Origin of the sequence: Aquicella lusitana (assembly GCF_902459475.1) — a bacterium.
Lineage (GTDB): Bacteria > Pseudomonadota > Gammaproteobacteria > DSM-16500 > DSM-16500 > Aquicella > Aquicella lusitana.
Map to the genome: position 1 here is coordinate 40,544 of NZ_LR699116.1, position 26,743 is coordinate 67,286.

At 36.7% G+C, this 26,743-nt stretch carries 25 protein-coding genes and 2 pseudogenes; 8 read left to right on the forward strand and 19 right to left on the reverse strand.

The annotated features are described in order from the left end of the window. Window positions 1–9: 9 nt before the first annotated feature. From AQUSIP_RS11570 to AQUSIP_RS12625, 3 genes and pseudogenes are all read right to left on the reverse strand, one after another. Window positions 10–480, reverse strand: a complete 471-nt coding sequence (locus tag AQUSIP_RS11570; protein ID WP_114835183.1) for a PepSY domain-containing protein — start codon at window positions 478–480, stop codon at window positions 10–12. Window positions 481–572: 92 nt separating this feature from the next. Then, window positions 573–1,301 (reverse strand): type 2 periplasmic-binding domain-containing protein, encoded by a 729-nt coding sequence (locus AQUSIP_RS11575; RefSeq protein WP_232058704.1) that lies wholly within the window; start codon window positions 1,299–1,301, stop codon window positions 573–575. 12 nt (window positions 1,302–1,313) lie between these two features. Beyond that, a pseudogene (locus AQUSIP_RS12625) lies at window positions 1,314–1,484 on the reverse strand (LysR family transcriptional regulator); the annotation flags it as partial. A gap of 268 nt (window positions 1,485–1,752) precedes the next feature. On the opposite strand from AQUSIP_RS12625, the gene AQUSIP_RS11580 reads away from it, so the two are divergent. Then, window positions 1,753–2,178, forward strand: coding sequence for an HIT family protein (locus tag AQUSIP_RS11580; protein WP_114835185.1), 426 nt, complete (start codon window positions 1,753–1,755; stop codon window positions 2,176–2,178). Between the two features lie 64 nt (window positions 2,179–2,242). Here the strand turns inward: AQUSIP_RS11580 and AQUSIP_RS11585 are convergent, their stop codons facing one another. Next, window positions 2,243–2,584 carry a thiamine pyrophosphate-dependent enzyme gene (locus AQUSIP_RS11585; RefSeq protein WP_148326099.1) on the reverse strand — a complete coding sequence of 114 codons (342 nt, stop codon included), beginning with the start codon at window positions 2,582–2,584 and terminating at the stop codon, window positions 2,243–2,245. Between the two features lie 100 nt (window positions 2,585–2,684). Here AQUSIP_RS11585 and AQUSIP_RS11590 point away from each other — a divergent pair, with 100 nt between their 5' ends. Further along, window positions 2,685–3,731: an IS481 family transposase gene (locus AQUSIP_RS11590; protein ID WP_114835537.1), complete on the forward strand. Its 1,047-nt coding sequence runs from the start codon at window positions 2,685–2,687 to the stop codon at window positions 3,729–3,731. A gap of 32 nt (window positions 3,732–3,763) precedes the next feature. Here AQUSIP_RS11590 and AQUSIP_RS11595 read toward each other — a convergent pair whose 3' ends face one another. Both AQUSIP_RS11595 and AQUSIP_RS11600 read right to left on the reverse strand, forming a co-directional pair. Beyond that, window positions 3,764–5,137 carry a thiamine pyrophosphate-binding protein gene (locus AQUSIP_RS11595; protein WP_114835521.1) on the reverse strand — a complete coding sequence of 458 codons (1,374 nt, stop codon included), beginning with the start codon at window positions 5,135–5,137 and terminating at the stop codon, window positions 3,764–3,766. A gap of 17 nt (window positions 5,138–5,154) precedes the next feature. Continuing rightward, on the reverse strand, window positions 5,155–5,589 hold the full coding sequence (locus tag AQUSIP_RS11600) for a cupin domain-containing protein (protein WP_170131898.1): 435 nt from the start codon (window positions 5,587–5,589) through the stop codon (window positions 5,155–5,157). A 249-nt stretch (window positions 5,590–5,838) separates the two neighbouring features. Between AQUSIP_RS11600 and AQUSIP_RS11605 the strand changes: the two genes are divergently transcribed. Then, window positions 5,839–7,740 (forward strand): protein kinase, encoded by a 1,902-nt coding sequence (locus AQUSIP_RS11605; protein ID WP_114835519.1) that lies wholly within the window; start codon window positions 5,839–5,841, stop codon window positions 7,738–7,740. Between the two features lie 187 nt (window positions 7,741–7,927). Here the strand turns inward: AQUSIP_RS11605 and AQUSIP_RS11610 are convergent, their stop codons facing one another. The 3 genes and pseudogenes from AQUSIP_RS11610 to AQUSIP_RS11620 all read right to left on the reverse strand — a co-directional run bounded on the left by AQUSIP_RS11610 (window position 7,928) and on the right by AQUSIP_RS11620 (window position 10,643). Then, window positions 7,928–8,974 carry an IS481 family transposase gene (locus AQUSIP_RS11610; RefSeq protein WP_114835537.1) on the reverse strand — a complete coding sequence of 349 codons (1,047 nt, stop codon included), beginning with the start codon at window positions 8,972–8,974 and terminating at the stop codon, window positions 7,928–7,930. Between the two features lie 232 nt (window positions 8,975–9,206). Continuing rightward, window positions 9,207–9,697, reverse strand: a pseudogene (locus tag AQUSIP_RS11615) (recombinase family protein). Next, window positions 9,666–10,643, reverse strand: a complete 978-nt coding sequence (locus tag AQUSIP_RS11620) for an RCC1 domain-containing protein (RefSeq protein WP_114835533.1) — start codon at window positions 10,641–10,643, stop codon at window positions 9,666–9,668. The pseudogene AQUSIP_RS11615 and the gene AQUSIP_RS11620 overlap by 32 nt, the downstream one beginning before the upstream one ends. A gap of 165 nt (window positions 10,644–10,808) precedes the next feature. On the opposite strand from AQUSIP_RS11620, the gene AQUSIP_RS11625 reads away from it, so the two are divergent. Then, window positions 10,809–11,855: an IS481 family transposase gene (locus AQUSIP_RS11625; RefSeq protein ID WP_114835537.1), complete on the forward strand. Its 1,047-nt coding sequence runs from the start codon at window positions 10,809–10,811 to the stop codon at window positions 11,853–11,855. 51 nt (window positions 11,856–11,906) lie between these two features. On the opposite strand, the gene AQUSIP_RS11630 is transcribed toward AQUSIP_RS11625, so the two are convergent. The 4 genes from AQUSIP_RS11630 to AQUSIP_RS11645 all read right to left on the reverse strand — a co-directional run bounded on the left by AQUSIP_RS11630 (window position 11,907) and on the right by AQUSIP_RS11645 (window position 14,476). Then, window positions 11,907–12,248 (reverse strand): RCC1 domain-containing protein, encoded by a 342-nt coding sequence (locus AQUSIP_RS11630; protein ID WP_114835514.1) that lies wholly within the window; start codon window positions 12,246–12,248, stop codon window positions 11,907–11,909. A gap of 416 nt (window positions 12,249–12,664) precedes the next feature. Beyond that, the gene (gene vapC, locus AQUSIP_RS11635) at window positions 12,665–13,069 is read right to left on the reverse strand and encodes a type II toxin-antitoxin system tRNA(fMet)-specific endonuclease VapC (RefSeq protein WP_114835515.1); all 405 of its coding nucleotides are present in this window, start codon (window positions 13,067–13,069) and stop codon (window positions 12,665–12,667) included. Further along, complete coding sequence (locus AQUSIP_RS11640; RefSeq protein ID WP_114835516.1) at window positions 13,069–13,299, reverse strand: antitoxin; 231 nt, start codon at window positions 13,297–13,299, stop codon at window positions 13,069–13,071. The genes vapC and AQUSIP_RS11640 overlap by 1 nt, the downstream gene beginning before the upstream one ends. 346 nt (window positions 13,300–13,645) lie before the next feature. After that, entirely contained in the window at window positions 13,646–14,476 is an 831-nt protein-coding gene (locus AQUSIP_RS11645) for a hypothetical protein (protein ID WP_114835517.1), read from the reverse strand. A 397-nt stretch (window positions 14,477–14,873) separates the two neighbouring features. Here AQUSIP_RS11645 and AQUSIP_RS11650 point away from each other — a divergent pair, with 397 nt between their 5' ends. Both AQUSIP_RS11650 and AQUSIP_RS11655 read left to right on the forward strand, forming a co-directional pair. Further along, window positions 14,874–16,226 carry a U-box domain-containing protein gene (locus tag AQUSIP_RS11650; RefSeq protein WP_170131897.1) on the forward strand — a complete coding sequence of 451 codons (1,353 nt, stop codon included), beginning with the start codon at window positions 14,874–14,876 and terminating at the stop codon, window positions 16,224–16,226. A gap of 81 nt (window positions 16,227–16,307) precedes the next feature. Beyond that, the gene (locus AQUSIP_RS11655) at window positions 16,308–17,354 is read left to right on the forward strand and encodes an IS481 family transposase (protein ID WP_114835537.1); all 1,047 of its coding nucleotides are present in this window, start codon (window positions 16,308–16,310) and stop codon (window positions 17,352–17,354) included. 202 nt (window positions 17,355–17,556) lie between these two features. Here the strand turns inward: AQUSIP_RS11655 and AQUSIP_RS11660 are convergent, their stop codons facing one another. From AQUSIP_RS11660 to AQUSIP_RS11680, 5 genes are all read right to left on the reverse strand, one after another. Then, window positions 17,557–19,350 (reverse strand): protein kinase domain-containing protein, encoded by a 1,794-nt coding sequence (locus tag AQUSIP_RS11660; protein ID WP_114835396.1) that lies wholly within the window; start codon window positions 19,348–19,350, stop codon window positions 17,557–17,559. A 336-nt stretch (window positions 19,351–19,686) separates the two neighbouring features. Continuing rightward, on the reverse strand, window positions 19,687–22,224 hold the full coding sequence (locus tag AQUSIP_RS11665) for a copper resistance system multicopper oxidase (protein ID WP_407641514.1): 2,538 nt from the start codon (window positions 22,222–22,224) through the stop codon (window positions 19,687–19,689). A gap of 292 nt (window positions 22,225–22,516) precedes the next feature. Continuing rightward, a complete protein-coding gene (locus tag AQUSIP_RS11670) occupies window positions 22,517–23,407 on the reverse strand; it encodes a nitrilase-related carbon-nitrogen hydrolase (RefSeq protein WP_170131888.1) in 891 nt (296 codons plus the stop codon). After that, window positions 23,389–23,982, reverse strand: coding sequence for a GNAT family N-acetyltransferase (locus AQUSIP_RS11675; RefSeq protein ID WP_114835399.1), 594 nt, complete (start codon window positions 23,980–23,982; stop codon window positions 23,389–23,391). Before AQUSIP_RS11675 ends, AQUSIP_RS11670 begins: the two co-directional genes overlap by 19 nt. Further along, window positions 23,979–24,386, reverse strand: a complete 408-nt coding sequence (locus AQUSIP_RS11680) for a ketosteroid isomerase-related protein (RefSeq protein ID WP_114835400.1) — start codon at window positions 24,384–24,386, stop codon at window positions 23,979–23,981. Before AQUSIP_RS11680 ends, AQUSIP_RS11675 begins: the two co-directional genes overlap by 4 nt. 224 nt (window positions 24,387–24,610) lie before the next feature. Here AQUSIP_RS11680 and AQUSIP_RS12400 point away from each other — a divergent pair, with 224 nt between their 5' ends. After that, entirely contained in the window at window positions 24,611–24,781 is a 171-nt protein-coding gene (locus tag AQUSIP_RS12400) for a hypothetical protein (RefSeq protein WP_170131889.1), read from the forward strand. Window positions 24,782–24,955: 174 nt separating this feature from the next. Here the strand turns inward: AQUSIP_RS12400 and AQUSIP_RS11685 are convergent, their stop codons facing one another. After that, window positions 24,956–25,135 carry a hypothetical protein gene (locus AQUSIP_RS11685; protein WP_114835401.1) on the reverse strand — a complete coding sequence of 60 codons (180 nt, stop codon included), beginning with the start codon at window positions 25,133–25,135 and terminating at the stop codon, window positions 24,956–24,958. A 187-nt stretch (window positions 25,136–25,322) separates the two neighbouring features. Between AQUSIP_RS11685 and AQUSIP_RS11690 the strand changes: the two genes are divergently transcribed. Beyond that, on the forward strand, window positions 25,323–26,639 hold the full coding sequence (locus AQUSIP_RS11690; protein ID WP_148326100.1) for a hypothetical protein: 1,317 nt from the start codon (window positions 25,323–25,325) through the stop codon (window positions 26,637–26,639). Window positions 26,640–26,743: the final 104 nt, after the last annotated feature.

The window sequence follows — 26,743 nt, forward strand, 5'->3', positions numbered from 1 at the left end:
TGATATTTTCTAGTTAAACCACCATTTTTTCTTAAGCACACCGGTGTTGCCATCAACGTTTAGCTCAGTGCTTACTTCATTTTTATAAAGGGCCTTAACCTCATATTTTCCGTCAATTAGCTCAATGTGATAAATATGATGGTATCCTGCTTCCTCGACCTTTTTGACGGCTTCGAGCATCGTCAATTTTGCTGGATGAAATTTGATGCTATTTTTAGCTATAGGTTTTGAATCGTAAATTTCATTGGTTTCAGCATCGATAAATAATTTTGTAATTTTATTTTCTGCCGTAATGACAATAGCTTCATAGCAATCATGATTTAATACTATTTCTTCGATAGAGGTATACCCTTGCTCTTGCAAGTGGATAATTACTTCTGGTGTTTCTAATGATCCGTGCGATGTGCTATCCGCATAGGCTGGGGTAAAAAAAATAAGAAGATTAGCTATGATGCCCAGTATAAAATTAATCACATTCACCTCTCTAGGTTTTCCATAAATCTGTACGGTAAGGCCATAATATTTAAAATAGCAGCAAGTCCGTTTAGCGCTTAAGAGTTAAACTTTCACCTTCAATATGAAGCAGCACGATTTCGCTTTGAATGGCCAGAGGAAGCTGTAATCGTCTTCTTGATAGCCTTATATAATTTTTTAAATTCTGAACTTTCTTCCTTATCTTTATGCCTGAGGAGGAATGCAGTTTGCTTGTTTTTATGAAGCTTAGGCAGCGGATATTCAACAAGCTGGTTATCAGATCCGTGTTGGGCATTGATTTTATTTGCCACAAAGTCTGGTAGATATATGGCGCATTGCCCCTGTAATGTTAATTCAATGGCTGTTGCTAAAAGATTAACTGAATATTTCTTATTGCGGGGATAGATACTTTCTATCCAACCGTCACGCTCTCTTATTCCCAACGGGTTGTTTGAAAGACCCTGAGCCGGAACAACGAAAGGAATTTCTGAAATGTTTAACCCTTTAAAAGTACCGTGTAAGTGATAACACTTCAAATAAAAATCGCCAATTTCAGTAATTTCAACTCCTGACATGGGAAAAGGTGCATAGGTAATGCCATAGTCAAGTTGCCTGTTGACAATCATTTGTTCTATATTTCCCGGATCAAGATCCAGAAGGGTCATGGTAGTTTGGCCTAATTCAACAAACTTAAATTGCTCAATAATAGTGAGAAGAAAAATTTCCACTGTTCCAATCCGGATTGAAGTAGGCTCGCGAGATTTTTTTATTTTAAAAAATAGTTCTTCCTGTTTAAGAAATTCTTTGGCTAATGGATAAATGCGCAAACCTTCGTCCGTGAGGGCGAGCCCACGCCCAGAGGGACGTAAAAGCGCACAACACAATTCCTCTTGCAGCACTTTCATAGACTTCGAAAGGGCAGAGTGCGTTATGTGCAACAGCTTAGCGGCCTTTGTCATGCTGCCAGTTTCCGCAATTGTGCAAAATTGTTTTAGTCTGTATGTGTCCATTATGGAACATAATGTTATATTACATATGAAATAATATCAATAATTGCTTTAGGCCTAAAAGCGCAATCGTAGCGTAAACGGTAAGTATGCAGCGACTATTTTTTATCGCTCATTACAGCAGTAATATGGATTGGACAGCAAGATAGCCGCACATAGACGAATAAATTTATACAATAAATTGAGTTGGATATGTTTATCTCTTGGTCCAGCATAATATGCTATCATTAAATTAATGGGTTCCGTTAGTTGAAATACTGAGAGTACTTTCATGGAAACTTGTACCTTTTGCATGATTTCAGCTAAAAAAGAAAAAGCATTCATCGTTTTTGAAGATAGTCGTTTTATTGCATTTCTTGACCAACGCCCTTTATTTCCTGGGCATTGCCTTTTAATTCCCAAAATGCATATTGAAACATTCGATAAACTTCCTTTACAATTAATCAGGCCATTATTCGTTTTATCCCAGGTTATTACCAATGCGGTCCGGAAAGGTATGAAAGCGGAAGGAACCTTTATTGCCATAAACAACCGAGTCAGCCAAAGTATTCCTCATCTGCATATTCACATTGTGCCTAGAAATAATAAAGATGGTCTGATCGGTTTTTTTTGGCCAAGGCATAAATATGAGAGTGATTCACATATGCAAAGGACCCAAAATAAAATTAAGTCTAGTCTAAAGGGCATAATAAAGTAAGCTTTTGTAAATTAAACTTGCATTTAATTGTAGGATAGATCGAATGCTGATATGCAGAACCAAATTAAAATGGAGAAATTTTGACGGGTGTAGGGTAATTGCCAGCTTTAATATGAATCAGAACGGGTTTATTCAATTGTAGTGCATATGAAAAAGTTTCAGATAATTTTTCGGGTTCTGAAACAGTGATTCCAACAACACCTAAAGCTTCAGCAATTTTTGCCCAATCATGTGACGGCAATTTAAGAAATTCTGTTTCAAAGTCACCAACCTCACGTGCACGCAATTGAGGATTTCCATGGGCTTGATTGTCAATCAGCACGAAGATAACAGCCAGACCATAACGTGCAGCAGTTTGAATTTCAAGACCATGCATCAACATGCTGCCATCCCCAATAATATGCATTAGTTCCGATCTAATCTGACACTTGCTACTTGAAAAAAGTAAGGTTACCCGTTTTGATAGTTATGTCGAGTAAAAATCAAAACATTAAAGAGGTAACCTTATGTACGAGTGTACGCAAAAAATCATTAAAAACAAGGTCGGTCTGTTAAATTTGGCAGAAGAGCTAGGGAATGTATCAAGAGCCTGCAAGGTAATGGGCTTCTCCAGAGATACGTTTTATCGTTATAAATCAGCAGTTGAGCAAGGAGGCATTGAGACCTTGTTCGACAAGAGCAGACGGCAGCCAAACATCAAGAACCGCACCGATGAAGCTACAGAGAATGCTGTATTGGACTATGCCATTGAGTACCCCGCGCATGGTCAATTAAGAGTCAGTAATGAGCTTAGGAAAAGAGGTGTTTTTGTTTCTCCTAGCGGTGTTCGTTGCATCTGGCTAAGGCATGATTTGGCATCATTTAAACAGCGTCTAACCGCACTGGAAAAGAAATCTGCCGAGGAGAACTTAATTCTAACTGAAGCACAACTGGCCGCGCTAGAACGCAAAAAAGACGATGATATGGCCTGCGGTGAAATTGAAACAGCACATCCTGGCTATCTTGGTTCACAAGATACCTTTTATGTTGGCAATCTCAAGGGTGTTGGGCGCATTTATCAGCAAACATTTGTTGATACCTACTCCAAAGTGGCTCATTGCAAGCTATATACCACAAAAACACCGATTACATCTGCTGACCTGTTAAATGATCGTGTGTTGCCATTCTTTGAAGAACAAGGCTTGGGCTTGCTGCGCGTATTAACGGATCGTGGCACTGAGTTTTGCGGCAAGGTAGAGCAACACGATTACGAGTTGTATTTGGCGCTCAATGATATTGAGCACACCAAAACGAAAGCTCAATCACCCCAGACCAATGGCATCTGTGAACGCTTTCATAGGACGATTCTGAATGAGTTTTATCAGGTTGCTTTCCGAAAGAAAGTTTACACAACTATTGACGAGTTGCAAAAAGATCTGGATGATTGGCTCGGTTATTACAACAATGAACGCACACATCAGGGTAAAATGTGTTGTGGCCGAACTCCGATGGCGACATTGATTGATGGTAAAAGAATCTGGAAGGAAAAAGTTGATAATCTCAACTTGAACTGACAGTAAAACCGTAACTGAAAAACGGGTAACTGTCAGATCAAGTCGGAACTTTTACAAATAATAGATACTACAGGAACGTTAGGATTTGCAGCTTTGCCACCTATGCTTGCTGCTATTGACCAACCCATTGGGCTCATCGATTTTACCTGAGTGAAGTGTTGTCTTGGTTCGTAGCAAATCCAATAATGCGACGCGATAAATCCGCTGGCACCTTCACCAGAAAATAATATCGTATTTTTTGGCATCACAGCACGTAATTCTTTTATAACACGCGCAGGATGGATAGGGATCTTATTGCTAGATAAATTTTCTTCGTCATAAAATTGAGGAATTTTTTTGTTGATTGTTTCAATCCATTTCTTTCTTTCGCTAATTGAATGTCGTAGTATTTTATTATCGCTGGATCGATTTAATTCTGCTAAAAACGTCTTAGTATCCCCTAAAATAAATAAATCAGGCGGGAAATTTCCGAAATAACTATTCTCGTTAATATCATTTATTATCAAAGCCTTACTTGGCAAAAACTTTTTCGACCACTTGGCAGTAGTAACTTGATTTAATCGAGAACCTAACACAATTAATACTTCAATTTCATCGCCTAATATTGTTTCTATAGCTCGAGGATTTCCAAACCAATTGAGGACGCCCAAGGATAACCGATGGTTCTCTGGAAAAACGCTTTTTCCGGCCAGGGTCGTTGCAATGGGGATCTCAAAATTCTCTGAGAAATGAACCAATTCCTCGGTGCTTTCAGAATGCAAACATCCCATTCCTGCAAGAACAACTATTCTTTGAGCGTTTTTTAAATAGCTCCATATTTTATCACATGCCTCGCGGTCCAAACTGCGAGGATGATAAAGTGAAGGGGACAGTTTTTTTATTGTAGAATTTATTTCACAATTTTCAAAATCAGATGGAATCGTAAGTTGCACAGGACCACGATTAACACCAAGCATATTTCTCAATAATGAATCGATGTGCGGTTTAAGTGTTTCAGCGTGAGTCACAACCAAACGTTTATTAGTTACTGGCATCAAAAAAGTATTTGCATCAAAATTAGAGGGTGTTGTATCTTGAAAACTACCACGTCCTTGTAAATTTGATTCTGCATCCCCAGTGATTATAAATATTGGCGTTTTGTCGCTAAAGGCCGTTGTAATGGCTGTCATCATATTAGTAATACCAGGTCCTCCAATACCTGCCACGATACCAAATTTTCCACTGACTTTCGCATAACCATCAGCCATCATAGCAGCACCACCTTCATGCGCAGCTACAATCCCAGTAAAGTCTGGAAATATTTGAAGTGCTGACATAATAGGATCAACATGAAAACCAGGCACCATAAATAAATGTCGAATACCTTCTTGTTCGAACATTTTAATTAAATATTCAGTAGCCTTCATGTATGGATTTCCAAATATTATTTGGATTTCTTTTTCAAGTAAGACGCGCTCTCGTTAATCCAATCTTCGCGCACAGGGGTGAAAAAATCGATATCAATCGTATCTTCTAAAGCAAAAAATTCATGGGGAACGTGCGGTGGAAAAATAATAATTTCGCCAGACTTTATAATAAATTCTTTTCCTTGTGAAAAAACTTTGACTGATCCTTTAGTTATCCACGTAATTTGTTCATTTACATGGTGATGCAAAGGAACTTCTGCGCCTTTTTTAAATATCCATTTAACTAGCATAGATTGACCAGAATATATGTATTGACGCGAAATTTTATCGTTAACCGTTTCGATAGACATATTTTCAAAATTGTAGAAAATAGGAGATGCTTTATAATGCTCAAAAATATGAGGAACAATACCAGAAGTCTTACTTTTCTGTCCTTTTGATTTCGTTTTCACACAATTTCCTCTTAAAGCTGGGCGAAAATAAAAACAGAAATGACTTATACTCATATTAACATATTTGTTTTAACATAATCTATCAGCTTGCTTATTTTGGTAACACTTGACCCTCATTTGAATAAATTTATTTCTGATATAGATAGCTCCTGACTGTTTCTATCCTATTAAATTTACTAAATATTCAATTAGTTAAAAATATTGAGTGATTAGCTATACTTAATATGATCTCATATTTATGGAGAAAGCATGACTACCAGCCGTTATTATCCTGATATTGATGTGACAAAAGTTAATTTGGAAAGTCATTCGGATGATGCTTCCCTTCTTTATCAATTTTTGTTGAACAACAAGGAGGATGTTATTAAGCCTGACGAAAAATTGACAGCAAAAGACCAAAAAGGCAATGCAAGCTATTTTCGCTTGGATTATCAAGCAGGTTACGGACTGCTTAAACGGAAGCGTTCTCATTCTAATGAAACAGTCTATGAGGTCATCGGACCGCGTATCGGTGCTGGAGAAAATGGAGAGGTTTTCAAAAGTGTCGGATATCTGTATTTTGATCATGTTAGGAAAAAAATTTGCTTTAAAAGTCGAGAAATGGCAATTAAACATGTTACTAAAGAAAGCGAAGATTATTTAATTAAAGAATATCAAATGACTCGATTAGCTGGACTTTTTAAAGTTAAATCCCCTATCATTTTTCAGAAAAAATATTCTTTACCAAAAAAATTTGAAATGTATATGGTAATCCAGTTTATTAAAGGTCATACATTAGCAGAAGTAGCCTATATTTCGTCAGATGGAAAATTTCTAAGAGATGCAGACCTACGATTATTAAATAACAACCAAAAATTTACCGCTGATGAGCGTATTAAGATAAGCATTAATTTGTTAAAATGTGTTAAGCAGTTAAATAGACGCAATATGGTTTGTGACGATATGCATAACTTAAATGTCATGATAGATCCTGTCACGTTTGATGCGTTTATAATTGACTTTGGTGGACCAGTGTCATTGGTTAATGCAGAGCAAAGTGACAGATTAAAGGAAAATATATATTGCATTATTTGTCACATAAGAACATTATGGTTAGATGATATTAAAAAGGGTGAGAATGAATATGACCATTTAAAAAACCTTGGCTTAAATGATAAACATATTAGTGAGCTATTGAAGTTTATGCGATTAACCATGAATGATTTTGAACTGAATTCAGTTGATTTATTTATTGATCAATTTCGTCAGCTTGGTATTGGTAGGCTGCTTGATTCAACGAATGGAAGTGAAAGGTCATATTTAGAAAATTCTATATCCCAGGCTAATCTCGCGGTCCATGAAATAAACACGGCTACATCAAAATTAGATTCTCTGGTAGCACACGCATCAATAATTATTAAATATGCCCAGTCTATTAAAAATGACGAAATTTGTGTAAAAACTTTTGTTGAAACACTTGGCATAAACTACTTACTTAAGGCTCGCACAACCGATGATGTTATAAACACATTAATAGAAGTTACCAAAGCTTACGCTAGCGTAGAGGAAAAAAAAGGTGATATTATCAGAATAAAAAATATCCTGCTATCATGCGAGGAAATGGCTAAAAATGGGGCTAGGCAGGAGTATGATCATAATAGAATTAGTAATTATCTTCAATACATTGAATATTTGTTAAATGAAAAGACTGCGAATATGACTATTCGTGATGATATAGTTAAGGTTGCGCAAAAACTTGATAAGTTTATTGCTGAGATATTAAGTGAGGTTAACCACGAAGAAACGCCTGGTAAATTATTCCCCTTTATGAGCAAATTCGCAAATGCTGGTCTTACGGATAAATTATCTGAACTTGAATTTATCCATTTAAAAGAAAAATTGATTTTTTCTGTCCGAAAATGCCAATCAGAATATACTACATTATTTAATACACTTATAAGCAGCAGATCTCAGTCTGACACGAGAAAAAAAGATATTAATGAAATAACAAAAATAATAGATCAAGCTAAAACTAGAGACGAATTAACAGAGCAATTGATCAGTTATTGTAAAAATATTAAAACTGGCCTACTTGGAAGAAGTGAATTGGCAAGTCAAATTCAAAAAATCATAGGCACAAATCATACTACTCAATATAGAGTTAAACAATAATGCGCAAGCTGACCCCAAGTATACTGTCCGTACTTTGTTTAATGAAATCTTATAACAAATGCTAAATTAGGAAATGAGTAATATAAATTGCATATGCACTTATTTGTGGAATCCGCCCGCCGATATTTAGGTGTAAAAGTTCCGACTTGATCTGACAGTTACCCGTTTTTCAGTTACGGTTTTACTGTCAGTTCAAGTTGAGATTATCAACTTTTTCCTTCCAGATTCTTTTACCATCAATCAATGTCGCCATCGGAGTTCGGCCACAACACATTTTACCCTGATGTGTGCGTTCATTGTTGTAATAACCGAGCCAATCATCCAGATCTTTTTGCAACTCGTCAATAGTTGTGTAAACTTTCTTTCGGAAAGCAACCTGATAAAACTCATTCAGAATCGTCCTATGAAAGCGTTCACAGATGCCATTGGTCTGGGGTGATTGAGCTTTCGTTTTGGTGTGCTCAATATCATTGAGCGCCAAATACAACTCGTAATCGTGTTGCTCTACCTTGCCGCAAAACTCAGTGCCACGATCCGTTAATACGCGCAGCAAGCCCAAGCCTTGTTCTTCAAAGAATGGCAACACACGATCATTTAACAGGTCAGCAGATGTAATCGGTGTTTTTGTGGTATATAGCTTGCAATGAGCCACTTTGGAGTAGGTATCAACAAATGTTTGCTGATAAATGCGCCCAACACCCTTGAGATTGCCAACATAAAAGGTATCTTGTGAACCAAGATAGCCAGGATGTGCTGTTTCAATTTCACCGCAGGCCATATCATCGTCTTTTTTGCGTTCTAGCGCGGCCAGTTGTGCTTCAGTTAGAATTAAGTTCTCCTCGGCAGATTTCTTTTCCAGTGCGGTTAGACGCTGTTTAAATGATGCCAAATCATGCCTTAGCCAGATGCAACGAACACCGCTAGGAGAAACAAAAACACCTCTTTTCCTAAGCTCATTACTGACTCTTAATTGACCATGCGCGGGGTACTCAATGGCATAGTCCAATACAGCATTCTCTGTAGCTTCATCGGTGCGGTTCTTGATGTTTGGCTGCCGTCTGCTCTTGTCGAACAAGGTCTCAATGCCTCCTTGCTCAACTGCTGATTTATAACGATAAAACGTATCTCTGGAGAAGCCCATTACCTTGCAGGCTCTTGATACATTCCCTAGCTCTTCTGCCAAATTTAACAGACCGACCTTGTTTTTAATGATTTTTTGCGTACACTCGTACATAAGGTTACCTCTTTAATGTTTTGATTTTTACTCGACATAACTATCAAAACGGGTAACCTTACTTTTTTCAAGTAGCAAGTGTCAGATTAGATCGGAACTAATGCAATTTAGGTTACAAGGCCGGTAATTCTTATTACCGGCCATAAAAGCGTTCATCAAACTGTGTCAGTCCGAAATCATCTCAGCTCTAAATTTAAGCGACCGTCAAAATAAATCTGGAGCTGGGATGCTATCAACGCCCAATTATGCATAGGCTGATTCCATTTGGTGGACGACCACCCATACGTCCACGTGCTCTTGCTGCCTTAAGCCTAGCTTCGGTTCTTTCACGAATAAGATCACGTTCAAATTCTGCTAATGTACTGAAAATATGGAAGATCAACTTGCCACTGCTAGTAGTTGTGTCAATTGATTCTTGTAAGCTTTTAAAATAAATTTTTTTTCTTGAAACATGGTAATAGTTTGAATCAAATGTTGTATAGATCTGAGTCTATCTAATTTCCACACTATAAGCATGTCGCCTTCACGAAGATAATTAAGTGCTTTATCTAATCCAGGAGGTTGTAACTTCGCTCCACTCGCTACATCAGTATAAATTTCTTCGCAGCCAGCACTTTTCAATGCATATTCTTGCATTCTTAAGTACTGATCAGTAGCGCTAACTCGGACATAACCGATTTTCATAACTATCCTACTTTTTAATTTCCAATCTTTTAAAACCATCAGAGATATTCATATCTTCTGTTATGTTTTCTTGAACTTCTGAAAATTTCGGTATCTTTTTATGTTGATTTATAAAAGATAATGCACTTAAGAATTTAAGAGAAGGAACAGTTCCAGAAATTTTATTTTTATCTGTTTGTTGACTAACAGTTTTGATGTACGGTGCAAAGTGCGAGGCAGAATCAGGATCGATTCCATGTTTAAAAATTAATGAATTTTTTAAGCACCAATCACCATCCATATTATCAACTCTTATATGGCACTCTTTTTCAAGAATTGAATCCTTTTCAGCTTTAAATAAAGGCGCATGAAAATAAACATAGCTCAAGGTTTTTTGTATTTCATCTGGAATTGTCAATCTATAGTCTAAAAAATCAGCCATTTCTCCGCGACTTTCTGTTGATTCCAAATAGCAAAATTCTTGTCTCATAAAATAAATGAAAGCATCATTATTTTCTGAAATAAAAATGAGTTGACTACCGACTTGTAATTTAACAATAGGATCAATGTTTAACTTTATTAGAGAATAAGGTTTAGCATCTGTTTTGCCAATTAATAATTTTTCTTTGGCTAATTTACCGCAAATAAATACCTCTCCATCTTTGGTTAGAAAAAATGAAGAGTCCCAAAGTCCATCAATTTGTTTAACAGATGAAAGATTTAATTTTGTAGCTTCATATCTGCTTTTATCATCCTCCACACCAAGTTGTCCTTCATGATTATTGCCGCAGCCATATACTTCACCAGCGTGTGTCAAGAAAAAAACATGATCGCCGCAAGGAATGATTTCTTTTATAGCGGGCAAATTTGGAATTTTTTTTGGTAAGGTAAGTTTGTTAGGCTGATCTTTTCCCAAACCTAGAGAAGCACTATTATTGAATCCCCCACATGAATAAACGTTTCCTTCCGTATCAAGAAAATAGGAGACACAAGCGTTAGTTTTCATCGAAATGATGACACAATCTTTTAAAGACTCGATCAAACAAGGTGATGTTTTATCTTTATTTGCATTAGTTCCGATCTAATCTGACACTTGCTACTTGAAAAAAGTAAGGTTACCCGTTTTGATAGTTATGTCGAGTAAAAATCAAAACATTAAAGAGGTAACCTTATGTACGAGTGTACGCAAAAAATCATTAAAAACAAGGTCGGTCTGTTAAATTTGGCAGAAGAGCTAGGGAATGTATCAAGAGCCTGCAAGGTAATGGGCTTCTCCAGAGATACGTTTTATCGTTATAAATCAGCAGTTGAGCAAGGAGGCATTGAGACCTTGTTCGACAAGAGCAGACGGCAGCCAAACATCAAGAACCGCACCGATGAAGCTACAGAGAATGCTGTATTGGACTATGCCATTGAGTACCCCGCGCATGGTCAATTAAGAGTCAGTAATGAGCTTAGGAAAAGAGGTGTTTTTGTTTCTCCTAGCGGTGTTCGTTGCATCTGGCTAAGGCATGATTTGGCATCATTTAAACAGCGTCTAACCGCACTGGAAAAGAAATCTGCCGAGGAGAACTTAATTCTAACTGAAGCACAACTGGCCGCGCTAGAACGCAAAAAAGACGATGATATGGCCTGCGGTGAAATTGAAACAGCACATCCTGGCTATCTTGGTTCACAAGATACCTTTTATGTTGGCAATCTCAAGGGTGTTGGGCGCATTTATCAGCAAACATTTGTTGATACCTACTCCAAAGTGGCTCATTGCAAGCTATATACCACAAAAACACCGATTACATCTGCTGACCTGTTAAATGATCGTGTGTTGCCATTCTTTGAAGAACAAGGCTTGGGCTTGCTGCGCGTATTAACGGATCGTGGCACTGAGTTTTGCGGCAAGGTAGAGCAACACGATTACGAGTTGTATTTGGCGCTCAATGATATTGAGCACACCAAAACGAAAGCTCAATCACCCCAGACCAATGGCATCTGTGAACGCTTTCATAGGACGATTCTGAATGAGTTTTATCAGGTTGCTTTCCGAAAGAAAGTTTACACAACTATTGACGAGTTGCAAAAAGATCTGGATGATTGGCTCGGTTATTACAACAATGAACGCACACATCAGGGTAAAATGTGTTGTGGCCGAACTCCGATGGCGACATTGATTGATGGTAAAAGAATCTGGAAGGAAAAAGTTGATAATCTCAACTTGAACTGACAGTAAAACCGTAACTGAAAAACGGGTAACTGTCAGATCAAGTCGGAACTTTTACACTTTATTATCGCCTAAACCCAGTTGCCCGCTTGTATTATTACCAAATGCATAAACATGCCCTTCGTTATTTAAACACAAAGTATGATGCGTACCTGTTTCAATATCAATTATATTTTCTAATCCTGGCACGCGAATCGGCATGAGGTGACCACGATGTCTATATCGTGTTTCAGTATCACCTAATCCAAGTTGACCATTATTATTTAAACCACGCGTGTAAACATCACCTTGATGAGTTAAAAAGACAGAGTGTCGATCAAACCCAGGACAAATTTTTTTACTCACTTGTGTTTTTAGAAACTGATTCAATTCTTCAATCTTAGAACTTGAAAACATAGCCTTTCCTTTAGGTAAGTAGATATATCTTTAAGAATTGAGCAAGGATTGTACATTAATCCGTTAACCTAATAAAGATACTTCACATTGAATTTGTTATAGTATCTTTAACACCAAATTAGACAGATAATGCATCGCCTGTGCAACTGTCGCTGCTGTTAGGAAAACGGGGGTTTGTTAGACAACCTAACGGGTAACAATTTATCGGTTATCTGACCAGTACCTGTCTTGCGGTTTTCTTTGTCTTGCATTGCGGCGATTAGGCTGCCCATCATCCTTGCAATCGGCAATATGGGCATCCATTTCGCCATCAAGGGCTGCTTCCAATAATGAATTACCTCTATATGAAATTGATTAGCTCTTTATATGATGTTTCAAATAAAATAAGTTAGATTCAAAGATTTTATATTAATTCGTTAAACCCAATTCTCTATCCTTAACTTTGGCACTCTATCGAATTCCCTTAAATTATTTGTAACCAGTATGACATCTAATGCGCGTGCATGCGATGCAATCCAAAGATCATTATTGCCAATTGGTTTACCAAATTTTTCTAAATTTCTTCTGATATCACCATAATGTTCAGCTACTTCATTATTTAATTCTAAAGCAGGGATTAACGTGGTTAGTTCAACTAGTTTAGAATGTGCAGCATCGGGTGATTGACTTTTATTAGCGCCATATAAAAGTTCACCATAGGTAATAACAGACATTGCTACTTGTCCGACTTCTAGCTCTTCAAATTTCTTCATAACTGTTGCAGGCTTTTGCTTAGCTATATAAATACAAATATTAGTGTCCAATAAATATCTTAAGCGCATTAAAAAAATTCTCTTTCCTGTGGTAAAGTATCTTCTCGCTCATCTGAAAAGAAATCCTTGGGCATGCCAGATAATAATTCGAATGCATGTCTTAAATTTTCAGGTTTTTCCCGTAAAATAACGTCATTACCACGTCTGAAAATTTCGACTTCCTTAGTATGAAATTGAAATTCTTTTGGTAAGCGTAAGGCTTGAGAATTGCCCGATTTAAATATTTTTGCAAATTTCATAGCGATGTACCTTAAACCAAGTATATACATAAAGTATATACATCGCCTATCTTTAAGTCAACTATGACTTATTATTCCACAATAGTTCATACTGGAATATTAGTTATATTTCAATAAGTTAATCTCATTAAGCCTACAAATAAGAACCTCGGAAGTTTAGCACCACTTAGTAGTAAATAGTGTCGACACTGTCACCACTATTCCACCCCGTGCCTGCCTGTGTTCTTTTATCACATCGAAAAGATAATGTGCGTATACCATTTTTGATCACTGGGACACATTCGATGCCTGTAGTTTAGTAGCACATAATCCTAATTTATGCCGAATATCAGTGCCATTAAAATAATTAAAACCTTAGTCGTCTTGGCGATGGCGTTTCTTTCAAAAGTAAATGTAAGTGTTGCCCTGGACGTTCTCGTAATGCGGCTATTGTTTGAGAAATAGCTTCAGAAAAACTTACCTTTGCATTTTTAATAGCACAATCGCTGTCAGGAGATGGTTCTTCATAATAACGAGCACCTGGCATTTCTGGTCTATTTTCGTTAGATTTAAGCATTTCTGGTTTTATTTTTTTTTGATGATTTTCAACTTGATCTGGTGTTAAACCACCAACTTCAAAATGACAACTCTTAAGCCTTAAACTGATAGTGCCTACACTTCCTTCGAGAGGATACCTTACTCGATAAAATTTGTTTCCAACGATATCATTTTTTAAATGAGCTGGCATATCCTTAGCTTCATCTATATGTGTATATTCATCATATGAAAATCCAAATGCATGTGAAAACGCTATCGCATGAGGAGGGAAAATGATGGATTCTTTTTCTAGTTTTAAAGGCGTTGATTCTGGAGTCGGACTTTTCAAATCAAGTTCATTTAATGTCATCCTCATTAGGTGGCCGAATATTATTTCACGCTCCAAAGGATGCATTGCATTAGCTATCACAAGCAAGTCTTTCATGCTCTTAACTTCAATTTCAGGCGCTTCTCGATTAAAAACCTCAATTAATTTATGAGGTCCTGGAAATTTAGACATGTTCTCTATCACTTCAGGTGGTTGAACACAAAGCGTATGAATAAAGCCTTGAAAAAAACAATTTGCCCCAGCGCCTGTTGTGTAAGCAGTTCTCTCAAGAGATTCTATAAGCTGACGTTCATCTAATTGACGGTCATTCATTGGCTTAGCATTAGCGTGTCGTTTATTAAATTATAGCAAACTATACCGCCCTGCAAAAACAGTTGGAACAAGCATCATAGCAGTAATTTACGTTTAAAATCATAGAGATATAATAATCTATTTGCTGTAGGTATAACATAACATTAGAACGCTCTTTTTTAAGACGGTGGGTAGAAGATTGCGTGAAGTTAGAGAAGAGAAAATGCACGAACTTTCACTTTCTGTCTTCAGCGCTTTGTAGTGCAATGTTTACTTGATGACCGACTAATCCGCCAGATATGTCAGATGACCTTAGAGTCGAAAAATGATTTTATTAATAAATTTAATAAATTGTTAATAATTTTTTGCTTAAATAATGTGCATTTATTTTAAACAAGAACCACTCAGGGGAGAGGTCATGAAATTAACTCCAATCCATTTTTTAAGTGCCAAAGAAGTTCGTGATTTTATGGAACGAATCATAAAAGATCAAATTATTAAGGTCACTGAAGTTAATGGTATTGTCAAGATCGATCAATCCCAAATTGTAAAATTGGAATCACACTTGCTTGTCTCTAATGCAGGCCATACCTATCTACTGGAAGATGTTATGGAGGCTTCTGATATCTATGAAGAAATCTATTTCCCTCAAACTAATCGGGAATTAGTGCATATAAGGGATTTGCAATTAAACAGAAATCTTTGTTCCTTGCTTATTCATAATAAACCTTTGGCTGAGGCTTTGTGCCGCACTAATTTATCAAAAAAATTATTAAATACTCAAATTCCGCAATGCGCCATAGGTCGATCTGTTCCTACTAGACCAGTTCTAACACCAGCGGGAAACAATTTTGAGGCATATGCTATTATAAGATGGCTAATGATGAATAGCCATGATCCGATAAATCAATTACCTCTTTCAATTTCTGATCTAATCCCAAATAAAGCGCTCTTGCAGTTAATCCTTGTTAATTTAAAACAGATGATAGAAGCTGAATCTATCCTAAAAAGAAGAAAACGGTTTGAAGATGCTGAGATATTTAGAAATACAATTAAAGAATATAAAAGTAAGTTTGAATCCATTCAAGATATTAGAAATGCCATAATAAAGGAGCTGAATCAGCCTAACTTTATGTATGCGATAAACCCTCAGCAATCTATGACAAATCTTAAGAATTTAAAGAACATATTTAAATGGGTTGATCATCACAGCAACTTTATTGATAATGGTATCAAGGTTGCCATCCATTTACTATTTTTTATGTCTATTTTAACTGTCCTAGTTCCACTTACTGTAACAGGTAGTTACCAAGGTTTTAATAGAAGAGTCGCTGTAGATCGTTTACAACCATTACTAACATTACTGGCTCCTGTTTTAGCAGTGGAAAATGACGTTGAATTGATGATGAGTTTCACCCTGTGTCTTGCAAGTTATTTTATGTTTCAAAATGCTTTATCTCCACTGATAAACCATGAATACGCAAAATTCCCTCTAATGAATATTAAATATGCCATCAAAAATAAAAAAATCATGGACATGTGCATTGCTGAGGAACAGGAGATAGCTAAGATAATTAATAAAATTACTAAATGGGAAGACTTCTTTTCTAAAAAGAATGAGCAAGTTGTTACAACAAGCTATGGTGCTCTTACGCTCTTCAATAATAATAGAATAAGAGAACATTTTATTGCTGATGAAGAAAATAAAGTGGATACCGAAGTTAAGAAATCGCTAGCATGGAATAGCTGCATTAGTTCCGATCTAATCTGACACTTGCTACTTGAAAAAAGTAAGGTTACCCGTTTTGATAGTTATGTCGAGTAAAAATCAAAACATTAAAGAGGTAACCTTATGTACGAGTGTACGCAAAAAATCATTAAAAACAAGGTCGGTCTGTTAAATTTGGCAGAAGAGCTAGGGAATGTATCAAGAGCCTGCAAGGTAATGGGCTTCTCCAGAGATACGTTTTATCGTTATAAATCAGCAGTTGAGCAAGGAGGCATTGAGACCTTGTTCGACAAGAGCAGACGGCAGCCAAACATCAAGAACCGCACCGATGAAGCTACAGAGAATGCTGTATTGGACTATGCCATTGAGTACCCCGCGCATGGTCAATTAAGAGTCAGTAATGAGCTTAGGAAAAGAGGTGTTTTTGTTTCTCCTAGCGGTGTTCGTTGCATCTGGCTAAGGCATGATTTGGCATCATTTAAACAGCGTCTAACCGCACTGGAAAAGAAATCTGCCGAGGAGAACTTAATTCTAACTGAAGCACAACTGGCCGCGCTAGAACGCAAAAAAGACGATGATATGGCCTGCGGTGAAATTGAAACAGCACATCCTGGCTATCTTGGTTCACAAGATACCTTTTATGTTGGCAATCTCAAGGGTGTTGGGCGCATTTATCAGCAAACATTTGTTGATACCTACTCCAAAGTGGCTCATTGCAAGCTATATACCACAAAAACACCGATTACATCTGCTGACCTGTTAAATGATCGTGTGTTGCCATTCTTTGAAGAACAAGGCTTGGGCTTGCTGCGCGTATTAACGGATCGTGGCACTGAGTTTTGCGGCAAGGTAGAGCAACACGATTACGAGTTGTATTTGGCGCTCAATGATATTGAGCACACCAAAACGAAAGCTCAATCACCCCAGACCAATGGCATCTGTGAACGCTTTCATAGGACGATTCTGAATGAGTTTTATCAGGTTGCTTTCCGAAAGAAAGTTTACACAACTATTGACGAGTTGCAAAAAGATCTGGATGATTGGCTCGGTTATTACAACAATGAACGCACACATCAGGGTAAAATGTGTTGTGGCCGAACTCCGATGGCGACATTGATTGATGGTAAAAGAATCTGGAAGGAAAAAGTTGATAATCTCAACTTGAACTGACAGTAAAACCGTAACTGAAAAACGGGTAACTGTCAGATCAAGTCGGAACTTTTACAGAATAGCTCAACTAAATAGTAAGTTATCCTAATTACCATCGCATGTTAGATAGCGCGAAATGACAATCGCTTCATGATCTGAAAAACTAGGAGGCGCCACCACCCAGCATTACAGACACGCGTCTCATGTTCAGCTTAGGATTTAGTCAGTATAGACCTTTAGTTGAACCTCCGGTTTTATCATAATTTTCTGTCAGGATATCATTTGCCTGTTGGAGTGAAGAAGAAACCTGTAGACGAGTAGGCCTAGGCGTTTTAAATTGTAAAAATTGGGATTTTGATTTTACATAAGGAGGTACCGGTTCTACTGACATGTTTTGATCAATTTCTTGTAATCTTCTTAAGGCTTCATCAACTTGAAGACGTAATTTTGGATCGCTGTGCATGAGCGATTGAATAATTTGGCAGAGCGCCTTTCCTTTATTATTTTTGAAAATTCTGTAGTTAAAATTAGGTTGACGATTAACTTTTTCGAATTTGTAATCCATATCGCCTGTTGCCAATTCATATAGCGTAAGACCAATGGCATATTGCTGCATGGCCAATGCATTGCAGGTATAACCATTCTGGTTCATTTTATCAAGGTCAATTTCTGGTGGAAGATATGTTCCTGTATAAGCTATTAAATGTGCAGGAACCTTTTCTAAGTCCTTATAGACAAACATTGTTTTGTAATCTGGAATCCTTAGCTTATCATTTTCATTTATCATAAAATTTGATGGTTTAATATCAGGAAAAATAACATTAAACTGATTTAATTGACTAATAAGCGTAATAATATTTAAACCATAGTTAATAATATCTGCCTGAGCACTTTCTAAAATATCCTGCAGCTTAATCAAATCATGTAATTTCCCCGCTTCCTTACATTTACTTTCTAAATTACCGCCAGGGAAATATTCTGCTATTTCTAGTCTTCCATTAATAACAATTTCACCGTCGCTTTTGCTTGGGCCCAAACATTCCTTTTCAAAATAAATTCTTCCTAAAATATCTTCGGCTAACTGGCCTAATTTATTTCTCACTTCTGCTAATTTCCATGCTGATCGATGATATTCTTCTAACTCGACTAAAGGGTAAAGTTTAATAATAAACTCTTTACTGCCAATTTCTAATTTGTAAACTAAATTACTCCCGCCGCCTAAATATTTAAACATTGCTGGATAACTGCTAAATGCGTCTAAGTTCATACTTATTAAAGCTGAAAATGAGGCTGCGCTTAATTGATGAAAAAATCGAATTGTATCTTCAGAAATTTCTAATTTTCTATTAAGACTTTGTTTGAAAGTAAAAGCAAACTCATTCACTGAGTTAATTGAAGTAATGACCATTTCCAATAAATTAGAGCAGGAGATATATAACTCTTTTATTTTTTTTAATTCCTTATACTCTTTTAGCGAGGCTGACAACAATTTATACATCAAATCCAGGGTGTAATTCAATATATTATTTAATATTAAATGGTTGTTGTTATTACCTATAGTAGCCTCAAAAAATTTGAATATGCTTTCAAATGCGTTTATATCATCTATGTTTAAACCATGAATCCCATCTTTGACAATATTAAGTCTTCTAATTAATTCTTTTTCGGGTTTATCTTTAATACGCGGGGATGAATTCTCTAATTTTTTGCTGATAAAATATTGAAGATAAAATCCCAATTTTTTAGGCAAGTCATTTTCGCTTAACCAGGTTTCTAAACTTGATCGCGAATCAGTTTTTGTATTATTTTTTTTGGAAAATTTTAGCCTGGCTTTATTAGCTTTAAAGTATAATTTAACTAATAAATCATACTTAACTAATATATCATCACTCTCATTAAATTCTAAAATTAACGCATTCAACTTACCAAGCGAAGAGTCTGGTTTAATTGGTCTGTTACGAGTAACTAAATTAATCTTAAATTCAATTTGACTCGAAGCTACCGGACGATTTATCATACCCCTATCCTCATTTTGTGTGCGCTTGTTATAATTTGCTTATTCTTTTTTTTGTTATCAGAGTGATTTCTGCCAGGTCTGTTTTCTTGCAAAGGGTCTGATTTTATAGCCCATTAAAGCGTACGGCAATAGTTAATTCACTAACAGCCCTTCGCCAAAATACCTAAAAACGGCTTGCGGAATAATCCGTATGGATGGTTTTTTGCATTTACTTGGCGTTGATTATATAAAATCTTATATAATCAACGAATTAAGAATGATATTTTTCCATGCTTTCTTTAGCCCAACAGAGCCGGCTGCCTTCTTTTTGAATATTCACGTTTCTAATAGCGCCCATTAAAATAACACTGATAATCCAACGGTCAGTGTGTCTTCGCTAGCTGACTCTCCCTCGCTAAGCTGCATATTTTTAAATGCCCCATAATCCTGAGTGTGTTCATATTCCGTAAATACGTTTAAACCAGGCATAAGGCGATAGTAAGGTCGGACAATATAGCGCATCTGGTTTAACCCACTGCCAATTTCTGCTCTTGTGACAGTTTTGGATGCCAAAATGCTGCGTATACCCAATCGCAGAAAAAAGTTATTGGTAATTTGCGTATCGCGTGCCAATTCTAGATCCAATTTGGCACTGCCAGCGTAATAATACCCTCTCAGATTGGTATCAATAAAATACGGCATCAATCCTTCTACACCAATACCAGGTTGCCAATAGGGTACTTTTGCAGGACGGTAAAAGTAGTTGGCACCACCTTTGACTGCCCAAAATTGACTAATCAGTCGCCAATAAAAGATATCGATATCTGCATTTTCAACTTTGCCTTTATTAACTTCAGCATCTTCGGTCAGTAATTCAAGTTTATTATAGTCGCCGCCGTATAAACCTTTAAAAGTGATTTCTTGAACATTATGGAAGGGGTCTTCACCTACATCTAGAAAATTAGCAAAGTATAATCCCTGCTGGTGCGCCATGGGATGCTTAACTAATGAAAAATCGATGGGTTTTACTTCATCTACTCTTACAATGGGACGATTAAAATAATTACTCTGTTTAACAATATCTTCAGGTTTTGCCTCGCCCTTGCTGATTTCAATCAGTGTGGAATATTGAAATACACGTGACATGCCAGCCACCATGTGATAAAGCATATGGCAGTGGAAAAACCATTGTCCGCTTGCGTCGGTATCAATATCAGCGACAGCTGTGCCGCCTGGCGGCACTTCGATGGTATGTAATAAAGGATCATAAGCTCCATGGCCATTACGTAAAATAAACCAGTGTCCATGAATGTGCATAGGATGACGCATCATTGAATTATTTGTAAAAATAAGCCGATAACGTTTGGCAGGTTCAAGAAGGATGGGCTTGGTTTTATATTCGGGTAAACCGTTTATCATCCAAATAAAACGATCCATATAGCCAAATAATTCCATTCGTATAACATCTTGCACTGGCTTATTTGGATCATTAGTTTTAATAGCTGCTTTTAATTGTTGATATTTTGTTCCTATAGTTTTTGTTTCTGTTATTGCAGGTGGATCCATGGAAGCAGGCGTAACTTGATCGCCAAGAATAGTAGGCTCTATTGGCATCTCCATGGCGTGATCCGAAGTATTCTCTTGATTGATCTTCATCCCCTCATGCGTCTTCGATTTCATATTATGAGCATGATGTCCCATTGGGGCAGAAGCCGTAATCATTTGATGATTCATTGATCTAACTGATTTCCGTTTTGTTGGCGCATGGCTTTGCATGTCCATTTTCATGGAACCATGATCCATGTTTGTCATCATCATGTTAGCCATCATCTCTCTTGTGACGGGCGGTGGCTCAGGAAATGGCATGATTTGTTTAAAATTGACAAATTGATCAGGGCGGGTAACTAAAGCACCGTAAGCAGCGCCTACGGTATCCGCAGATTCAGCATAAATAATATAAGGCTCATCTTTCGCAATTTTTAGTAAAATATCGTAAGTTTCTCCCGGCGCAACAGTAAAATCGTTAACTGCATAAGGTCTTACATCATTTCCTTGTATATGGACCATTTTCGCTTGTGTACCAGGAATTTTGACGCGAAAAATGGTTTCACCACCAGCGCCAATAAAGCGTAAACGAACGGTATCCCCTACTTTAACCGGCGCCATCCAGGGGTTGGACGGGGAGCGTCCATTCAGCAAGAATGCATCATAAGCAACATCATTAATGTCATAAATACTCATGCGCATTTGCTGCATCATTTGGTAATCATGAATTAATTTTTTACGTTCAGCCGTATCTGCATTGCGATAATCTCGGATAAATTTGACCAGCGATGCTTGAAGCGGGAATCGCGGTGAATAATAATCGCCCTCCTTTTTTAAGTTAGCGAAAATCTGGTCCGGATACGTATTACTCCAATCTGATAAAACAACTACATAATCTTTTGTGTATTGGTAAGACGGTGATCGCGGAGGATCAATGATAAATGCGCCATACAAGCCTTGCTGCTCCTGAAGCCCAGCATGAGCGTGGTACCAGTAGGTGCCTGACTGCTTCAAGGTAAACTGATACTTAAATACGTTGCCTGGCTGGATACCCTGTTGCGTGATCCCTAACACACCATCCATCTGCCATGGCACTAAAACGCCGTGCCAATGAATAGCTGTTTCTTTATCTAATCGGTTATAAACATTGATAGTCACTTTCTCACCTTGCTTGAAATGCAAGGTGGGTGCTGGAATTTGGTTGTTAACAGCGATTGCTTTTCGTGGCTTGCCTGCAAAATAAACGGTCTTATAGTCTACTACCAAATTGATAACTCGTTCGGCTGCAAAAACAGGTGACAGAGAAAATATATTTAACAGAATTATCCATATAGTTTTTTTTACACACATTCTTCCCATCACATCATCCTGATAATTGCCGTTTCTAGACTCTCCATGAAGGGTAAAGAGGTTCCCACCCTAACCGGTTGTTTAAAGTAGTAACGCTTGCAGATTAGGCTCAAGCGCATTCTTTTGCCTTTTTAGCCGGTTGATAGAAATCAGTGGAGAGAGTAATACAATCTATTTGATATTTAACTATAATTTGTTAATCACTTCAATTACTCTAGATTCTGTTGACCTTGTCCGAGAGCTCATGAAAACCCGTCTATCGGTATCATCCTGAGGCTCGGCCCAATCCTGATCAAAAGAGGACAAATCTCATTTCTTCTTTGTTAATCTGAGTAAACCGCACTGAATCTTCAAAATTGTGTACTTGTCCTTCTTTACGTACCAAAGTTAGTGCTTCTAAAGAAAATTTTCCAGTAACAAGCATAGGTTGGTTCATTTGTCCCTGGACAATAATACCGTCATCAGGAAATCCTATATCTGCCGGCCCAAGAATGGCTGCTTGACCATAGGCATGGTCAAACTCTCCGCTTAAATTAACCTCATTTATGACGAAAGAAATAGCGACATGGCATTGATTTTCAATAGCGCGAGCGCGACAAGAAAGAAAAACCCTATTATAACCTGCAAGAGTAGTCGTATAGCTTGGTACTAAAATGATTGAAGCACCATGTTGGACAAGAGATCGGATGATTTCTGGGAATTCGCTATCATAACAAACTGCAATGCCAATTTTTCCTAATGATGTTTCAAAGATTTTTTGTTTATCTCCGTGCTGTAATAAATGTATGCTTTTTTCATACTCTGTCAGCTGCAATTTATCTTGATATTCATACGCACCGTTCGGACTAAAAATATAAGCGCGGTTGATAAATTGACCTGATTTGATTTTTTCGATGATTGTTCCCGCTTGAATATAAATTTCATACGTTTGCGCTAATTTCTGGTAAAGCTCGATATATTTTGGAATAAGAGGCTGTAGTGCTTCAAATAATTCTCCGTCGGTATTAAATTTTTTGCATGCTATTTCTATGCCAGAATATTCGGGCATCAGTAGAATGTTGGCTTCATCTTTTTTTGCATCCATAACCAATTTTTCAATTTTAACAACGTATCTTTCCCAATCAGGCAATTCTTCAATTTGATATTGACTGCATGCAATTCTAATCATAACTTCTTCAACCAAAAAATAAGCGGCTTTGGGGTTTGAAATGCTTCACCAATTTCTTTCCACTCATAGTACATACACAATTCAGGATGCTTTTCATAGCCAAAATGCTTCCACACTGAATCTAAGGAAACATAATCTTTTGGCTTTTTTGTATCATCGCTGGGTCTTTCAATTGCTACGAATGCAGTTAATTTAGAACCATATTTTTTAGCTGCTGCTTCACGCTCCGCAAAGAAATGTCGATAAATACCACGTCCACGGTATTCAGCTTGCAGTATCGATTCTCCAAAATAAAATACATTTTTAATATCAATACCATTTTCTAAAAATGGTTTTTGAAATTCAATTGTTTCGAATTCAAGAGGAATGGCAGAAGATACGCCGACAACTTTACCATGATCAAGCGCTAATACAATAATGCTTTCATTGCATTGCACATAAGTATTAAGATAATTGTATTCGTAATCCAAATCACCATCATAAAGATATGGATAGGATTTAAAAATTTCGATTCTTAGTCTCGCCAATTCAGGGATAAATGGAAGGATATCCTGACCTTTTAAGCACAATATTCTTAAATCCTTATTCATTGTTTAGTAACCTGATCTAGCCAATCTTGCATATTATAATAATTGGTCACGCGCGAAATTTTGTTGTCATCAATACTAAAAAAAGCACCGACAGGCAATCGATACTGCTGTTGTTTTGCTTCAGGTAGGCCTTCATCAGTTACCAAATAAGTACCTTCAATTATAAATTCAGCCGCAGCGCGAGAGCCATCTTCATTAACCATAATCACTAAATCCATTGCTGTTTCTTTATAACAATGATTCATATGATCCATGAATTTGGAAAAAGCATCTTTACCTTTTTGACAACCCCTTTGATTAATGTCATGAACTACATTATCGCTAAGGCAATTTAAAAAGGCCTTCATATCTTGTCGATTGAATGCATCATAATATTGTTTAATTAAATCTTTTGTTGTTTGCATGGGGCGCTCCAAAATCGATACGGTCTTGCTAGTTTAGCGCAAGCTGCTTGATTTCACAGCCGTCTTAATATATTTGTTAATTTCTTATAAATCATAGAGTTAACTTATAGGAATTTGAAATTACCTATATGTAATAAGTGACCTTTCGGCAAGCCTGCGTGACAATTCCCGCCATTAAATTCTAACCTTACAGCCTTTGGATTTACATTTTGGAGGCTGAAACAATGCAACATTCTATTACACCCGAGACAAATTTAACATTAAATGAAGTTAAAAAACACTTTGATCAATGGCGTCTATCCTGCCAAAAACGCGGTAAGATTCCTGATTCGTTGTGGCGTAAAGTCAAGGCATTAACAGGTCGTTATTCATTGACAAAAATCACTCAAGATTAGGCGTAAATATAAATCACATTGCACTGGCTTAAATCAGAAAACAAACATTACATTTGTTGAAGCGTAGTCGATGCATCAAGTCTCCTCAACAGCGACGTGCGTCTTCCGCGAACAGGGATTTTTAACGCACGCTCTATTACGGCTTAAGGCCTCACACATTTGAACACGGTATTACTATTTGGGTCGCGCTCCAGGCAGGCTGGCACGGTTAGCGATAACAGGCGGTTCGTTTTCTGTAGGCTCTGTGGGTGCCACATCAGTATCATTGGCCGGCGGCTGTTTGGATTCGGGCTCATTGTTGTTCGTCCCTACAAACGAGGCGGCAAGCCTAATGAATAAATTGAGATAAATCAATATGATATTTATACCCTAGGTTAAAAATGGTCTTGATAGCGTTGAAGCAGGACTGGGAAATGGAGTATGGTGCAAGCTTACTGAAATGGGAATTTATTACTGATCAATCCCACCTCAGGTAGAAAAATCTTGTTATACTACAAATATAAATTTAATTTTAATCATCTTAATTTAAAATTACTTAATTATGTTTAAGAAAGATAATATTGATCATATGATCACCTCTTCACTTAACCATTTTCAGTATCAATCTGATTATGACTCTGTCTTACAATTTGTTAGTCGAAATGTTGAAATTCCTAAATTAGTCGAGCAAGTTATCAAAGAAAATGAAGAGGGCTTAGAAACATTACGACAGAATTTAAATAATATTGATCATTCAATCTATACAAATCCACTGTGCCAGATTTTTTCATTAGCCCTTCTTAGGGAACGCAGAATTTCAATAGATGAATTTTTGGAAATTAATATTAAATTAGCAATATTAATGCAGTTCACAAAAAAACAAGATGTTTCAAAAGATGATCAAGATATAAAAATATTAAGCGAAATCAAACTATTTTCTCTTGGCGAAAAAGATATAAAATCTAAATTCTTATATTCCTTATCAATGGCGTATTGCAAGAAATTTCCTGGGAAAAAATTTGATCTGGCAGAATTTGAAAAGGAGATAGATCGCCTTCCTGATGCAGAAAAAAATGTTGTCGGGATTTTAATGCCGAAAATGAAAGATAGTGAAGCTCGCTCATTCTTGAAAGGAACTCTTTGCTATTTTCCAGTACTGGCTAAAGGTCAAAATTATGTTTATATTCCATCTGTTGCTTATATCAATCTTTTCTTAAAAAAATTAAATCCTGAATTACCTATCAAAATGGCCCCTGTTTTTGGTAGTATTAATTTATCGACGCTATATTTAATGCATCAAAAAGGTTTTCATCCTGTTAGCCTTTATTCACCTCATGTCAAAAAATCCAACCCCAAAAAAATTCACGACAAGCGTATTGGACCTCTGCCAACATCCTTGCATGATATAGCAGCCCATGTTTATTGGGGGAACTTGTTACCATCCTCACAATTTAATTTCCTTTATGAATATTTTCTGCCTAAAATCGGCCAACTATTTGAGTTAAAAATATCTGATATTAATGGAGGGAAATATAGGAATATTTTTAACATTATTGATATTAATTTTGTTAGTGGGCTCTATAGTGCAAAAACGCCTGATATGATTTTATATTGGAATTTAAAAAAAGTGCTCTATGATTTTTTACCCGCTGATATGAATAATTCAAACGAATATCATGATATAAAAAAATTGTTATCTGAACTCATCAAAGATGATTCCTATATCAAAGAAAAATACAATATCGATATTGAAAAATTACTTGAGAATGAAACGAATGCCGACCCCGATCCAACGGATAACCCTAAAATTCAAATTATTTTAAATTTGATTAAAGAAATAAAGGCGGAGAAAATTAGAAAACTGTGGCCTAATAAATAGTAACTGGAAGAGTAACTATTTCCCCGTCAATAAGGATGTTGACGCGGGGAAATAGTGTACAGTTAGCTGAAAGAATTGTTTTTTATCATCTCTCATCCCTACTG